The sequence below is a fragment of the Pseudomonadota bacterium genome (genome assembly GCA_026388255.1).
Classification (GTDB): Bacteria; Desulfobacterota; Syntrophorhabdia; order Syntrophorhabdales; family Syntrophorhabdaceae; genus JAPLKB01.
Genome location: JAPLKC010000051.1, coordinates 1 through 15,331 on the forward strand (window position 1 = coordinate 1; position 15,331 = coordinate 15,331).

General features: G+C 46.3%; 9 protein-coding genes. 1 reads left to right on the forward strand and 8 read right to left on the reverse strand.

Annotated elements, in window-relative coordinates:
- Positions 1–2,523: HEAT repeat domain-containing protein (locus NT178_06885; protein MCX5812253.1), on the reverse strand; the 2,523-nt coding region annotated here is incomplete at its 3' end.
- 108 nt (positions 2,524–2,631) lie between these two features.
- Between NT178_06885 and NT178_06890 the strand changes: the two genes are divergently transcribed.
- The gene (locus NT178_06890; GenBank protein MCX5812254.1) at positions 2,632–3,849 is read left to right on the forward strand and encodes a glycosyltransferase; all 1,218 of its coding nucleotides are present in this window, start codon (positions 2,632–2,634) and stop codon (positions 3,847–3,849) included.
- 309 nt (positions 3,850–4,158) lie between these two features.
- Here NT178_06890 and NT178_06895 read toward each other — a convergent pair whose 3' ends face one another.
- The 7 genes from NT178_06895 to NT178_06925 form a co-directional block, all read right to left on the reverse strand.
- Positions 4,159–8,139, reverse strand: a complete 3,981-nt coding sequence (locus NT178_06895; protein ID MCX5812255.1) for an autotransporter domain-containing protein — start codon at positions 8,137–8,139, stop codon at positions 4,159–4,161.
- Between the two features lie 288 nt (positions 8,140–8,427).
- Positions 8,428–8,730: a hypothetical protein gene (locus NT178_06900; GenBank protein ID MCX5812256.1), complete on the reverse strand. Its 303-nt coding sequence runs from the start codon at positions 8,728–8,730 to the stop codon at positions 8,428–8,430.
- Positions 8,731–8,909: 179 nt separating this feature from the next.
- Positions 8,910–10,061: a transporter substrate-binding domain-containing protein gene (locus tag NT178_06905; GenBank protein ID MCX5812257.1), complete on the reverse strand. Its 1,152-nt coding sequence runs from the start codon at positions 10,059–10,061 to the stop codon at positions 8,910–8,912.
- 120 nt (positions 10,062–10,181) lie between these two features.
- Positions 10,182–11,366: an ABC transporter permease gene (locus tag NT178_06910; GenBank protein ID MCX5812258.1), complete on the reverse strand. Its 1,185-nt coding sequence runs from the start codon at positions 11,364–11,366 to the stop codon at positions 10,182–10,184.
- A complete protein-coding gene (locus tag NT178_06915; protein MCX5812259.1) occupies positions 11,363–12,052 on the reverse strand; it encodes an ABC transporter ATP-binding protein in 690 nt (229 codons plus the stop codon). Before NT178_06915 ends, NT178_06910 begins: the two co-directional genes overlap by 4 nt.
- 3 nt (positions 12,053–12,055) lie before the next feature.
- Positions 12,056–13,537: an efflux RND transporter periplasmic adaptor subunit gene (locus NT178_06920; GenBank protein MCX5812260.1), complete on the reverse strand. Its 1,482-nt coding sequence runs from the start codon at positions 13,535–13,537 to the stop codon at positions 12,056–12,058.
- Complete coding sequence (locus tag NT178_06925) at positions 13,534–15,036, reverse strand: TolC family protein (GenBank protein MCX5812261.1); 1,503 nt, start codon at positions 15,034–15,036, stop codon at positions 13,534–13,536. The genes NT178_06920 and NT178_06925 overlap by 4 nt, the downstream gene beginning before the upstream one ends.
- Between the last annotated feature and the right edge of the window lie 295 nt (positions 15,037–15,331).

The window sequence follows — 15,331 nt, forward strand, 5'->3', positions numbered from 1 at the left end:
CGCCACATAGGTTTCACCTGCAGGAAGATGGCTAAAAAGGTAGAGTTCACCCATAACGCCTCCGTCTGTCAACGTACCCGTAAGCTGTTGCCCATCTGTCCCGTAATGGGTAAAGACGTGTACCTGGCCATCCGTGACAATATAGAGCGACAGGACCTCCTTCCCTTCATTGATAAGGATATCCCCTGCTTTATAAAATTTCTGTGTTGCGATAGAGGCAATGGCCTTATATCCCTTGATGGTGATGCCCTTAAAAAGGGCCTCCTTTTTCAAAATGTCCATATCAAAAATAATTTCAGGCATCTTTGCGTCTCCTTTCATGCACCGTTGTACTGCATAGGCAGCAGCCTGTCTTACCCCTTCATCCCGATCATCGAGGAGCCGTTCTGCAACAGGGTAAAAACTCATATCGGGTGTATGTTCACCTACGGCATACGCCACGAGCATCCTTGTGACAGGGTCATCGCTCCTCGTCAACCCGGAAAAGATATAGGCCATATCATTTGTTTGTAAGAGAGGCAGAACTTGTCTCCCACGCTCTATCTTTTCGGCAAAAGGTATCTCATCAATGAGGGGGATAAGATACCTTGCCGTCTCCCTGTTGATGGATGTCTCCACCATCTCCACAGCCGCAGAAGCCTTGCCGGTGCGGAGGGACTCATACATCAATCTCATATCCTCATAGCGTACCCAAAGGGCATAAAAGACAGCGCCCATGATCTCTTCATTCTGTTCATGAAGGTGGATTTTGAGCATATCATAGCTATGGGAGACGGGATGACGCGAAAGAGTTTCCGCTGCAATCAAATTGTTATATGCTGTTGTTAATACCTTGAACATAAAAGGCATTACATTAAAATCTTTCATACCTGAATATCTCATGGCCTCAAGGATACCCAGTTGAATCCTTATAGGGCTGTCCAGTAAAGCTGTTTCGAGAAATGGCCTGGCGCCTTCGCCATAGGCGGCAATGGATTCGACAGCGCTTTCCCTGACTGCCTCCTTGTCATCGAGGCACTGAATCAAGCGGTTAATGGCCCGCGGGTCGCGATGGCCGCCGAAGAAAACCACCGCCTGAGCCCGTACAAGGTCGTCTTTGCTGTTCAATTGTTTCAGCGCTGTCTCAGGCGTGATATCCTCATGACATACTATATCTCTGTGGCTTTTGTAGTGCCCGGCGGTAATGCTGCCGGTTTGGAAAACCATAGGTGTTACATCCTGTTCCATGGCAATTTCGGATTCAATGCGGTCGAAATCGATACCTCCATCAATGAGCACCTGTTTAAGCCCCTCTTTGTATCGTTTTTTGAAGAGAACGGTCTCGAAAACCCAATACAGAGCAATTACGGCCGCAACAGGGGCCAACCCTTTTGCACTTACCACAGGCTTCAGCACAACCATCATAAGGGCGCCTATAATAACGGCTGCCTTTATTACGGTTCCCCTGACAAATACACGGCTCCATGCTCCGACAGCTTCAGGCACTACATTAAAGAGGACTTTATTGACAGGCCCGGTAATGGCCCTCTGGATGAATATGGCGGAAAACTGGCCATATGCTGCCGTAAATATATTGAAAAAGGGAGTGAGCGCAGCAAAAACACAAACGAAATTTAACGGCTGAATCATTGATGCGTTGGGTAGCCCCATTCTTGTATAGGCACGACCCATTACAAAAAGGAGAAGGAAACTTATCAGCGTTGTGCCCCCCCGGAAGACACTGAGAAAGGTCAGCAGGGCGTGTTCCGTGGCGAAACTGTGTTGAGCAATAACGCTGAACTGATATGTAAAGACAGGCAGCAGGATATTCGGAATAAGGCCTGATATAATCAGATAGCGTATAATGGGATACTGCCTTATGATAAACAAGATTTCCCCCGGTCCTTTGCTTAATGTCTTTTCTTCTCTTTCCTCAGAAGAAAGGGAACCGAGCATCCTTCCAGCCGATAAGGCCATTGCAGATGCGACAGCAAAGTAGCCTGCCGAGGTGATGATAAGAAGGGGTTCATATCCGGCGTATGAAGCAAGGGGCGCCGTGATAAAACTCCCCAGCGTGGTCCCCAGCACCTGTCCCGCCATAATGAGGGGAAAAATACGTTTTCCCTGACGGGCATCAAAAAGATCACATGCCATGTTCCAGAGGTATACCAGAAAAAACGAGTCCTGGAGGTTCAGGATTTGAAAAAGTATCGGATAGGCGATTACGCTCCCCCCTTGAATCATAAAAAAGAGGATTGTTATCGCAAGGGCGCATAGTATAAGAAAACAGCTCAGAAGTCTATGATCGGGGAATTTCACATTGAGACGATTCATAAATCCGAAAACAACGATGGTCACGACACCGTTAATGAGCAGCATGAGCGGAATAGAACCGGCGCCATAACGCTTGAGAAAAGTGGTATCCACATAGCTGCGGAAAATGGCCATGATAAAGAAGATGCCGAAAAAGATAGCGCCTATCCAGAGGAATTTTCTAATTTCCTGATCATATATGTTAAGCGTTTTTGAAAGAAAATTTTTCATGCCGTGGGCTTACCTGACAACCCCTGATTAATTGTTTGACATATATAAACCTCTTTTATAGACTGCATTCATAGACTGCATTAATAGACTGCATCAAATGGAGTCATTTTGTCAAACCGTATTCACCGCATCCTCATTTACACACATAATTCTATAGGCCTTGGTCACACCTTCAGGGTCCTGGCGATTATTACCGGCATAAAAAAATGGCGGCCTGATATTGATTTTCTTGTTGTGTCGGGTACATCGGTGCCCCATATCCTGTTGAGACAAGGCATTGAAGTCATTAAGCTCCCGAGTGTAAAAAAAGTGATAACAAGCGAAGGCGGTTTTTTATCTCCCCGGTATCTCCATGAGACAAGCCTTGATGATGTCCTTGAATACCGAAAAAGGGCTATTGCAGGCTCATTTGATTTTTTCAGGCCTGATGCACTGATGATCGAGCACTATATAGCCGGGTTGTCAGGCGAAGTCACCCCTCTTCTTGCCAGAAAAAAGACCTGCAAAGGGACTTCGGACGAATTCCCCCTGGTCAACATATCACGGGGCATTTTGGGTGGCGCTCCCGGATCGCATGAAGGCCGATTCCAGTTACCGCTGACCGATTATGTATCATTGTATGACTTCATGTATGTATTTGATGACAAAACCACCATAGACGTAAACAGGGAGTTCCTCGGCAATGATCCCCTCATTGAATCGAGAATCCGGTATGTGGGGAGAATAACCGATAAACATCTTGATGAATTGCCTGATCCTCAGGAGGTTCTCAAGCGATTCCGTCTGCCGGACAAACCTATCATTCTTATGAGCCTCTCCCGCCATGGTGATATCAGCGCTTTGAGTCGGCGCCTCATGTCCGCATTTCATCGAACAGGGCTGAGCAGACTCAGCCAGATCATCATGATCATAGACCCGTACCTTGACCAGAACATTTTTAAAGGTTTACAGAACGACCCCCTGTTTGAGGATGTCCGGTTCCTGCCATTTTTTTACCCCCTCATAGACCTCATCCATGTATCAAAACTGGTCGTATGCCGTGCAGGCTACAATATTATCAATGAGATCCTCCTGACCGATTCGAGGGCGCTCATCATACCGGAACACCATCCCGGCGGCGAGCAGGAGCGCCGTGCGTGTCTCATTCCCAAGGATAATGTCATTGTAATGACTGAAGAGGAGATACTTGCCTCTTTGCCTGACCATATCCTTTTGGACCTTCTAAACCGGAACACGGTTCCCCTCCATTTCAGCTTTGACAAATACCAAATCGGCAAAGGCATCATTACCGATTTAGAGGACTGGGCAAAGACACGTCAGCCTTGAGTTGTTCTTAAAGTGCTAAATTCATCGTGTTATATCGGCAGATACCGGACCGTATTCAGCCCAGTCGTCGGCTTGTTGTCTTCACCCCGTGTATGGACCGGGTATCCTCGCTTTGCACGAAGCAAGCATATAGTCTTTTGGCCTTAATCGTGAATTAAGAGAAGAAATGTTGGTTTTTAGGTGTTTCCTTGCTGTTTGACGTACCTACCTGGTGGCTACGATATTCTCAAGGAATTAGCTTGACCCCAATTGCTCTGAAATTCTCTTCCTAATTATCTGTGTCCTGAAAGAAGGCATACAAGGCAACTGTCAGAACCACATCCTCAACCCTGCATTGACACTGTGGGCAATATATTTTCCCTCGCCGATCTGGGCGTCATAGTTGACAGATAAGGACAAGTTATTTCCGGTCAATACGGTGATGCCTGTCCCGAGGGAAAGGAAACCCCTGTCAGGCGATGCGGTCTGGATGCTGAAAGGAGAGCTCCCCTGGGCCAACCGAGCGGATACGTTCTGACTGTTCCGTGAGAACTCATAACCGTAAGAGGCTCTTATGTTCGGCATGAGCAGTGCCTTCTCGGTCTGCCAGGCATAGGATACCTTCCCGCCTATATTTCCCAGGAGGGACTCGGTGTTCTGCTTGTCCACATCAAGGCTTATAGCATTAGCTCCCTTCTCAATATAGCTGTCGATACCAAGCTTGACATACTGGAAGGATGCATTCGGGGTAATGATCCAGTTGTTTTTGCGGAAATCGTAGCCTGTGCCTCCGTAAACGGTAAGCTGATTGCCTTTAGGGGATGCCGTGGCAGTACGGTCAAGTCCGGGGAATACGATGCGCCGTGTATTGTCGTAGTTGGCGAAGCCGTAGCTTATGCTGCCGTCCAAGTAGAAGTTATTTTTATAGTAGGTCCCGTAAGTTCCCAGGGTATAGCCGTCCATCTTTACTTTACTGCCTATGTTGTCCACATTGGCCCTGGAAGTATTGAGCCCCAGCATGAGACCGGCGATGAAGTTATTAGTAAAATGGTAGTCCGAGCCCATGGTAATACCCGTATTAGTGAAGTCATACCCTGTCGTGTCCGGCGTGTCCTTCTGGTTTCCGTAAACGGCATTGCCCCTTACGAAGAAGCCCCATCTTTCATCCACCCCTGAGGGAAGCATACCGGCGAGATCGGGGTTTATACTGGCAAGCATTATTGGTGCTCCATTCCCGTTTTTGAAGTACAGTCCGTTGAGACTCATACCCCGTATCCCGTGCCTGAGGTCGCTTAAGCGTTCAGAGAGGTTCCCTGTCTGGAAGGATGCGCTGCTGATTCCCATGCCGAATTGGGCATCAGAGCCTTTGGGGGCAAGCTGATCTAAAGCATAGGCTGCCTGTCCGTATGTGGGGAGATCATCGAGGGTATGTAAAACCGTATCAAGATCCCCTGCTGTTGCATTGCGCACCGAATTGAGCATGGAACCAACCGCCATCTGATTCGCAGTGAGAAAGGGAAGGAGGTTCTCATTGGTATAATCCCTTTCCACCATGAGATATACCTGGTTGGGAATGTCGTACTTGGATTTAAAGAGTACCGTAGGGGTAATGTTGGTGAGATGGGAGGTGAACTGTCCCGTTATCCCTGATGAGGCAGTAATGATGATGAATTTATTCTGCGGCTCCGGGACGTATCCGCCTGACCATAGAGTCTTGAGGCTACCGCTGAGGTTGGCTGTACCGTTTATGGCAAGGAGATCATTGCTGGTCGTGGAGGCTATCTCGATATTAAGGGTTCCCCCCGGGCCCTGGGTGTAGTTGCTGTTGAGAGTGAGGGTGCCGATGGACCCTCCCGGCGATACGATGCCATTGTTGACCACTTTGCTGAAAGTCCCATAACCGCCCACCGTGGCGCCTTGATTTACGGTCAGCGTGCCGCCAAGGGAAGCACCTGAGGATAGGAAGAGCAGTCCCTCGGACATGGTGGCCTGCCCGGTGTAGCCCGATCCGTTCCCGGATATGGTCAGTCCGGCGGAACCGGCAAAGGTGAAGGGACCGCTGCCGGAAAAAGAACCGCCTAAACTTGAGGCCTGGCCATTATTGTTAAAAGTACCGCCGCCGCTGTTTACCGTGATGTTCCGGGAGGTGCTGAGGGAAAGACTGGGCTGAAGAGTGCCTCCATTGAATGTCAATGTGCCTGAGGAAGCGCCAAGGTTAGCGTCTGAACTGACGTATAAGGTCCCGCTATTCAAGACCGTGCCGCCGGTGTATGTATTTGTGCCGGAGAGTGTCAGGCGCCCTGATCCGCTGACGGTTACCGTACCCGATCCCGATAGGACTCCACCGACTGTCTGGTTGCCGGAGGAGGTGTTGAAGTTCAAACCGTTTGCAGGGATAGTAAAACCGCTTTGCAGCACGTCAACCCCTGCCACCAGCAGGGTACCTCCGCCGAATGTCAGGGCATTATTGCTACCGCCGAGGTTGGCCCAGTTCGCTACCTTCACACTCCCATTATTCAAGACTGTGCCGCCGGTGTATGTATTTGTGCCTGTTAGTTCCAAAGTCCCGGCTCCTGCCTTCGTGAGACTTTCTGAACCGGAAATAACTCCGGAAAGCGTAAGGGTATTCCCATTGGTATCAAACGTACCGCCGCCGGAATTGAGGGTCACGCTCCTGGCAGATGTCATGTCCGAGGACAATTGCAGGGTACCTCCGCCAAAGAGCAATCCGCCGGACAATGCTCCCAAACTGGCGTTCTGTGTGACATTTATGATGCCGCCATTGAAGTACGTGCCCCCGGTATATGATGTAGAGCCGCGCAAGGTCAGCGTTCCTGAATTAACTTTGTAGAGGCCGCCGGAACCGTCGAAGGTTCCGTTGTTGGTGAAGGTGTTGTTGCCGGCATCGAAACGGATGTTTCCCGAAATGGCGCCGGAATTAACAAAGGCATTCCCTGTGCCCAGAAACTTTGCTGCGTAGGAGTCTGTTCCGGAAGCGCTGAGCGTGCCGTTATTGGTGAAGGTGTTGTTGTCGCCCTGCGCTAAAAATGCGATGCTGTTTGTTCCGGATACAGAGACTGTACCATTGTTAAGGACCGTGTTTCCGGTATTGACGCGTATTCCCCACAGGCCTGTCGAGTTTCCGGTGATGCTTCCGGTGACGGTATTTGTTATTGTATTGTTATCATAGACATGGATGCCGTTTCCGCCGGATAAGGGCTTAATGCTGCCGGAATTTGTGATGGTGTTATTGCTGACAGCGTCTATTCCGGTGACGACGTTGCTTATGGAAGCGCTGTTGGTGATGGTGTTACCGCTTGCAGCCAGAATGCCCGTAGGCTGCTGCAGAGCTTCATCCGGCGCAATGGCGATGGCGTTTGTAATGGTGGTGTTGCTCACGCCGCTATAGTCGAAGAAATGAAAATTGTCGACGGACGAATTGTTCTGGTCGAACACGCTGACCGTGATTTCTCTACCGTTGATGGACGTGACGGCATAGTTGTATCTCATTGCATAGACATCGCCCGGATAGACTGCCTGGTAGTTGCATGCCGTGCCTTCTTCTTCACACCCCATAGGGGCGCCGCCGGTTCCGGCCAGCACCTGGTAGGTGCCGTCGTGCAGGGTCCGGTAATAAATGTGCTCATGTCCAGCAAATAGAATTGAGGCATTTGTATTGTTGGCATTGCCGGATGTGGTGATCGTTTGCCATGTATCTGTCATATTGGGATTCGCTGAAGGAATCTCGGGAGACCAGGCCGGGACGTGGGTCAAAACAAAGGTATGGGCTGCCGTATTGTTTGCCAAAAGGCCTTTCATCCAGTCCTGTTGTGCTTGATTGATGCCGTATCCCGGCTCCACGGCATTTGTGGTGGCGTAAAAGCTGTCGGCAATGATGAAGAGTGAATTGCCAATATGGAATGATAAGGCCAAATTATCGAGCTCGGCGTGGCCAGGAACATTCTGTTTCTGTATAGTTAGCAAGTCTGTGCCATTAAAGTAGTTTTGGACATCTTGCTGCCTTTGCAGTGCTTGATCGGCAAGATTAGGCGCATGATGCATTGTATAGAGTTCATGGTTGCCCACGGCGAAGGCCGACGGGATGCCTGCAGCGGTAAAGCGATCCGTGAACACTTCTTTGAACTTTGTCAGATTGGTCACGCCGGTGTCGTAGCCGCCCCGGTAAGCAGCGTCGCCGCCGAAGATCACCACCTTGGGTTTTACGCTCATAGCGAGGATGCTGTCTACAATGGGGGTGAGGATGCTCGTGGTTATGAGATCGTTATTGGCATCGCCCCGGGTGTCCGCCACCCAGGCGAAACTCTGTGATTGGTCGGCATGTACGGGAATAACACAGCAGTGGATGGTAAAGACAAGTGTGAATATTATGAGAAGAAACTCAAAAATTGTACATTCGCTTTTGGTCGATGTAATTTGTCAACTCCTCAGCAAAGTATATTGAACATAGCCTGATGGAAATTTACCTTTGATCGTATGGTATGAATAACACAAGAAAAACAAAGTATCAATGCAATACATGCTAATTTTATTGTTAAAAATCAAACAATATCCATTAAAAAAACAATGCCTCCCTGGGTGTTAATTGCCAATTCTAACGTTGCATATCGGGCGAGGTTTTAAAAACTCAACTTCATTATCAATGGTGTTGATGGTCTCTCCCTTCATCATCTCTACCGTGCTATGGCTTTTCTCGGGGAAGAGATCGAAGACCAGTTGGATTGCACCCCGTTTTTGCCACAGTGTACCAAGGATGTTATCGAAGAGGATTTGTTCTCTCAACGCCGGAATCTCTTCAGCAGGCTGGACCTCGTTTTCTTCGACACCACCTCCATCTATTTCGAGGGAGAAGGAGGAGAAAGAATAGGCCGTCGGTGTTACCATTCCTCTCACTATGCGGGAGGTATCATGACGTTAATAAAATCTTCGAAGAACAATCTGTGGTGCCAAGAACTTTTTCCACATAACAATGTGGCTGAAATAGTTAAACTATTTTTTAGCAAGTGTTAAAGATCAGCTTGAATAAAGATTACTTTCTGAGTCAGGAATAAATATTTAGCCCACTAACCCCTTCGCCTCTTTTTTGTGGTCACAGCTTTTTCTTCGAAGTTCTCCCCAAGTCCATACCGTTTGAGTAGAAAAGGCCAATCAGGCTTTTCAATCAAACTGACAAGGGCATAATTTATCTTCGCTCTGTAGGGACTGTCTTTCGGAAGACCGAAGGCGAACTGGAACCTTCGGAAGTTTGTGGGATAGGTGGAAATCCGGTCTTTGTAGGTATTATATTTGAAATAATTGAGTGTGATCTCGTCGTACAAGACCCCTTCAATTTTGCGTTTGATTAAGGCATCCATCATTTCATCCTCATCCAGGTACAAGGTATACTTCCCCCCGATGGCTTTAAGGGGTACCGACTCGGCGCTCCCCTTGACACCTCCAAGGTGCATATGCTGAAGTGACTCTTCGCTTACTGAATTGACCATTGAACTGTTGATGGTGAGAGTACTCGCCAGTGAGGCAATTAATGCGCTGAGTGCAATGGTGCAGGAGAACATCCAGGCTATTCCGAGGATACGGGCTGTGAGCGATTTAAGGGTAACGCCAAAACAGACGCCGGAAGCAAGCGTTGAACCAACCCAATATATGCCTGAACCGATACCCTTTATAGCACTGCCACCGAAATAGTCCGGGTTTTCTCTCCGTTCGATAAGCCAAAAAAGAAAACCGAGGATACAGAGGATCAGCCCGAGAGATATTAATATCTTTAATGTTCCCCATGAAAAAAAGATTGCGATTGCTTCCCACCATAGATGGTGAGCCTTCTCCGGCAGCGTTGCTAAGGCAAGACGTGTACTTCCGAAGGCGAAAGTGTAGTCCATGAATTGCTCTCTCTCTGCTGTGACGTAAAAGGCCTCAATGGAAATGTCTATCTTATTCTCTCGAAGGGCATCGAGGAGTTCATGAAACTTCATTTCCTTGAACTCATAATCGACTTTAAGGCTTTGAGCTATGATCTTCCAGATGTCTACAGTCATTCCAGTCCATTCTCCACTATCCTCTTTTATAAGGTAGGGTGGATCATGTAAAACACCGACGACCAGTTTTTTCCCCGGAGGATAAGGGGAGCCTTCATAGGTTTTAGCTATCAGTACGGCAGGTAGAAGTATCAGTGCCACAAGAAGCGTTAATAAAATCGTATATTTCTTATTTCCCATAGATATACTCCTTTTTCAGTGAATAGTCGTCAGTAGATAGTGAATAGTCATAACCCATTCGCTGCCTCTTCATCGCTTTTCACTGCCTTTATCTCTTTTCTCTTTTCACTGCCTTTATCACTATTCATCCCTGAGTGCTGCGATAGGATCAAGTCGGGCTGCCTGACGTGCAGGATAGAAACCGAAAAAAACCCCCACTACCGTTGATACGCCAACGCCAAGAAGAATTGCTGTATAGGATATGAGAAACCCCCACTTCGCAAAGTATGCAAAAATATAAGAAACTGTAATTCCCAGTAATATACCGATAATACCCCCTGCAAGACAGAGGGTAACGGATTCTATAATGAACTGGCTTTGAATATCACTTTGCTGGGCGCCAAGTGCCCTGCGGATGCCGATCTCTTTTCTGCGCTCTGTAACAGAGACAAGCATCACATTCATCACGCCAACACCGCCTACAATCAGGGATATACTGCCAATGGCGCCGAGAAGGAGCGTAAAAAGTCGCATCTGTTTGCCCATGTCTTCTATCAATTGCTCGGCAGTACGCACTTTTATGATGAGCCCTCTCTGTTTTGCGCCAAAATAATGATTCAATTCTTTTTCCAGGACAGAAGCGTGTTGGAGTTTATTTAGTCTTGCAATAAATGTATTAATGCCTCTTTCTTCAAAGCTCCTCGACGCAGTGGTTATATGGGTGATTACCCCCTTATTGATTCCACCCGGCAGCATGCCCTCGCCTTCAGATGTCTTATTGATTATACCTATAACAGTGTAGATACGATTCCCGAATTTAAAATCCGACCCAAGGATGTTTTTTGACCCCGATTTTTGCAAAAAATCTGCAAGCTCAGATCCTATGACACAAAAATATCTGTAACTGTCGAGGTCGGATATCTGCCGCCCCTCATGAATCGTCAATTTGCATATATCAAAAAATGATTGTGTCACGCCAAGCATATCAACGAAAGTATTTTTACTGTTATGGGAAAATTGTGTACCTGAGGTAATATAAGGTGCAACGCTTGCAATGTTGGGAACATGTTTACTAAGGGCAAGGGTACCCGAAAGCGGGAAAGTCACCGTCTTGTTCGGGCTGCTGTAATCCTTTGATACTGCTATGATATTAATACCCATATCCTCAAATTGTTTGAGTGTTTGATTTTCAACTATCTCCCCGATAGATACCATGCCGATAACAGAACCAATGCCTATGATAATACCAATAAGCGCAAGAATGGTCCTTTGTTTGGCCTTTGTAAGGCTCTCTAAGGCCTCGTTTATATTTATTTTAAGCATCATTTTCTGTTTGCCATGCCCTGACTGTCAATGATGATCCCGTCCCTGAGCTCTGTCATTCTCTCACACTGTTTTGCTATGCCGAGATCATGGGTAATAATTACAAAGGTAATTCCCTCTTCCTCGTTCATTTTTTTAAAGAAAGCGAGAATTTCCTGGCCTGTATGGGTATCAAGAGCACCGGTCGGTTCATCAGCAAGAATAATTGCCGGTTTTCCTACCAGTGCCCGTGCAATTGCAACCCTTTGTTGCTGACCTCCTGAAAGTTCGTTAGGTTTATGATTTGCCCACTTATCCATTTCAACCTTCTTGAGGTATTCCATTGATTGTTCTTTAATCTCGCTTTTTTTAAGACCCCGATATATGAGCGGGATACCGACATTCTCAACAGCAGTTTTCCGTGGAAGAAGATTATACGATTGAAAGACAAAACCAATCTTCTTATTCCTCAATGTTGAAATCACTCTGTCATCATCATAGGTTATCCGTGTATCTTCAATAAAATACGATCCTGATGTAGGTTTATCAAGGAGACCCATTGTATTCATCAACGTTGATTTTCCACTACCTGACGGCCCTATGATGGCAAAAAGTTCCCCTTTATCTATTGTTATGGAAATGCCTCTGAGAACTTCCACCTCTTCAGGTCCGATCTTATATGTCTTATGTATATCGATTAATCGAAGCACGAATCATTCCTCAATCAGCACCTCATCGCCTTCTTTTATACCGTTGATAATTTCCACTAAATCCGGGGTAGTAATGCCGGTCTCAACTTTTACTTTTTTTGTCTGCCCTGTCCCCTTATCTTTCACAGTTAGAAAATAATTCCCGCCCTCCTCTGCAACCGCCTTGACAGGAACGGCAAGAGCATCAGTTTTTGAGTAGGTCAATATTTTAACATCAGCAGACATACCAAGGCGTATCTTTTCATTCACCGATTGGGACATCCCCTTGAGACGGATTTTTTCTGTGACTGATTGCGGAAGTCCGTCGAGAACAACAACCACTCTGAAGGAAGGAGGACCTTTCTGTGCCTCATCCTGTGTTGCCTGTGATGATATGCCGGATACCTTCCCTTTAAGCATTATGCCGGGGAAGGCATTTCCTGTTACTGTAACATCCTGACCGTTTTTTACTTTCAGCACTTCCATTTCATCTACATCAACGTGAACGGAAAGGTTCTCGATATTTCCTATTGTGACAAGTGTCTCTCCGCGGGTGAAGGAAACGCCTTTATCAATCCTTTTATCTTTTTTGTCTTTATCTCCGGAAGAAGGCAGGACAACAACACCATCCAAGGGCGCAGTCACATTCGCCCGATCAAGTTGTTTTTTTAATTCATCAAATTTTATTTTAGCGCTTTTCATATCCAGTGCAGCTACTTCAAGATAATTCCCGGTTCCTTTTGTCCTTGCGTTTTTCAATTCATCAACTGCATTATCATAGTCAAGTTTGGAACTTGAATATTGTTGTCTTGCATTTTCATACTCTGTTTCGGAAACAATTCCTTCTTTAAACAGACCTTCGGTAGCCTGAAAAGTCTTTTTTTGAGCTTCCAAGATCATATTCGATCTGGAAAGGGAGCGCTTAGCCTTCATTACGTCATCACTGTTTTCCCAGTCCCGCATATTTTTTACTTTGTCGGCTGCCTTTATGTAGTCTGTCTTTGCCCCGTCATATTTAACCTCAATATCTGATATATCCAGTTCTAACAGTGGCTGACCTCTTTTCACATATTCTCCGTACTGAAAGTGTTTGCCTTTTACAATCCCATCAAAGGGGCATACTATATTTACTGCTTCGCCGGGTTTTAAGGTTCCTTCCAGGGCGATACTTTCCGATATCGGTCCGGACTTTACTGCATGTGTTGTCACAGATGATCCTTTCTTCCTTCCGACTGCACTTTTATTGGCATGACTTCCGGCGTGGTGTATTCTCTTCCATTCATACAAACCGGCCGCAACAAATACCAGAATAATAAAAAATGTAACAAAAAGGCGTATCTTATGTGCCTTTTTCAAATCATCCCTGATGTTGTTGCATTCATGTTCAATTTCAAGATATGCCTTTCTAAGGTTTTCGTGTCTTTCTATCACTTCCCTTAAAGAACTGGTATGAACATTGCCCGGCTGGTCAGTTTCCGTCATGCTGTCATCACTCTCCCTTATCATTTGTCCGCCACTTTTACCTCGTTATCATCCTTCTTTATCTCAATCCTCCATGTTTTCAATGTAGTGCCCAACGTCTGATCAAGTAACGTAAGTGAGTTGAGATAATTGATAAAATTAAAAAGTTCATTGTTTTGAGTATTTATGAGATCATTTTGAAAGCTCACCAATTGAAAATTTGATGTCTGGCCGGCTTTTAGCTTTTTATTTTCAATATCAAGTTTCTGCTGAGAAAAAACACGGGCCTGTCTGGCAAGTTCAAATTGTTGAAACTGCAGTTCCACTGTCCTGACCGAGTTCTGCACAGCTATCGATAAAGCAATCTCCGCCTTTCTCAGATTAACCTTTGCCTGGTCATAGGCTACCTTGTTGGTGAGATAATTTTGCTCATAGGTCATGTCATTAAAAGGAATCGAAAGGGTGGTTCCAACATTCCAATCGCCTTTCCCGGCGCTCGCTGATGCATCATAAACAGACTTGTATTGAGTGCCGGTTATATTGCTACGTCCAAGGCCTGCGGTCACGGAAAAATCCCAGAGACGGTTGTTCTTAGCTACCACATAATTCAATCTCCCTGTCTCAAGATTTTGCAATGCCTGCAAGTAGTCAGGACTATTTTTCCTGGCAATTTTCATTGCTTCCTGAAAAGAAGGGGGGGTTACCTTCACATCGCCTTCTTCCACAGGTTCAAAAAAGGTATCCTGGTCTATGTTGAGGGTCTGAATCAATGCCAGTCGTGCAGATTCAATATTATTCCTATCCTGAACAAGCTGCAGTTTTCTTTGGGATATATCGGCATCTGACTGGACAAGCTCGGTTCTTGCCATCCTTCCGGCATCTATCAGTTTCTTGTTTGTTTCATAAGTTTTCTGCGATGTCTCCAGGGCTTTCTGATCTATGTTGAGTTGGCTCAGGGCCTGCGCGTAGGCCCTGTATTGCACTATTGCCAGGACTATCGTATTTATTGCTGTAGTTTTGAGATTAATGATACTTATCTCCTCGCTGACACGTGCTATTTTTACAGAAGCTGTGGCGACCTCGACCCCTCCACCTCTTAGAAGAGGTTGTACAAAAGAGAGTGCCCAGGTAGGGGAATATTGATAGGTTTGCTGGACATCCGCCTTGCTTGCAGGGTTATCCCAGGCAAAATTGAATATACCTCCGGTAGGAATAGTTACCAATGTGTTGAATTGCGCATCCTGATTTGAACCTGTGGTTCTTGGTATATCCTGGGGGTTTATCGAAGTTCGCTTGCTTGAGAGTTGGATGGCGCCCACACCAAAGGGCGTAAATTTGTGTTCAGCCACCTTAAGATTAAATCTATCACTGATACGGGTCAAAAAACCGTACCTGATGTCGAGATTGTTCTTGACGGCAAGCATTACACAATCAGCAAGGGTCATCTTTGGAATTCTTTTCTGTTGATCCTCCTGAACTTCTTCAGAATATCCCAGGGAGGCAAGAAAAATGAGAATAACAGGAATTAACCAGAATTTTTTCATGTACTTACCTTATCACAGCCTTATGCCCTTTTCCACAGATTATTGAAATAACATGCGGTTTTCAAATATCTATCTTTTTAAAACATTTATTGCCATTTGAGTCAAAGCGCTCGATGGTTTCATTACCGTAGTCAGCTTCATTAATTACGAGTTCCTTTCTCGTTCATGTTGGTCCGAATTCATTTCTCGTTGAAGCTGCATGGAAATTGAGTGCACAATCCACAAGTGGCTATAGGAATGTGACAATACTTGCACCAGATTGCTATCACAATATTCAGCGCCGAGTCCTTAAACG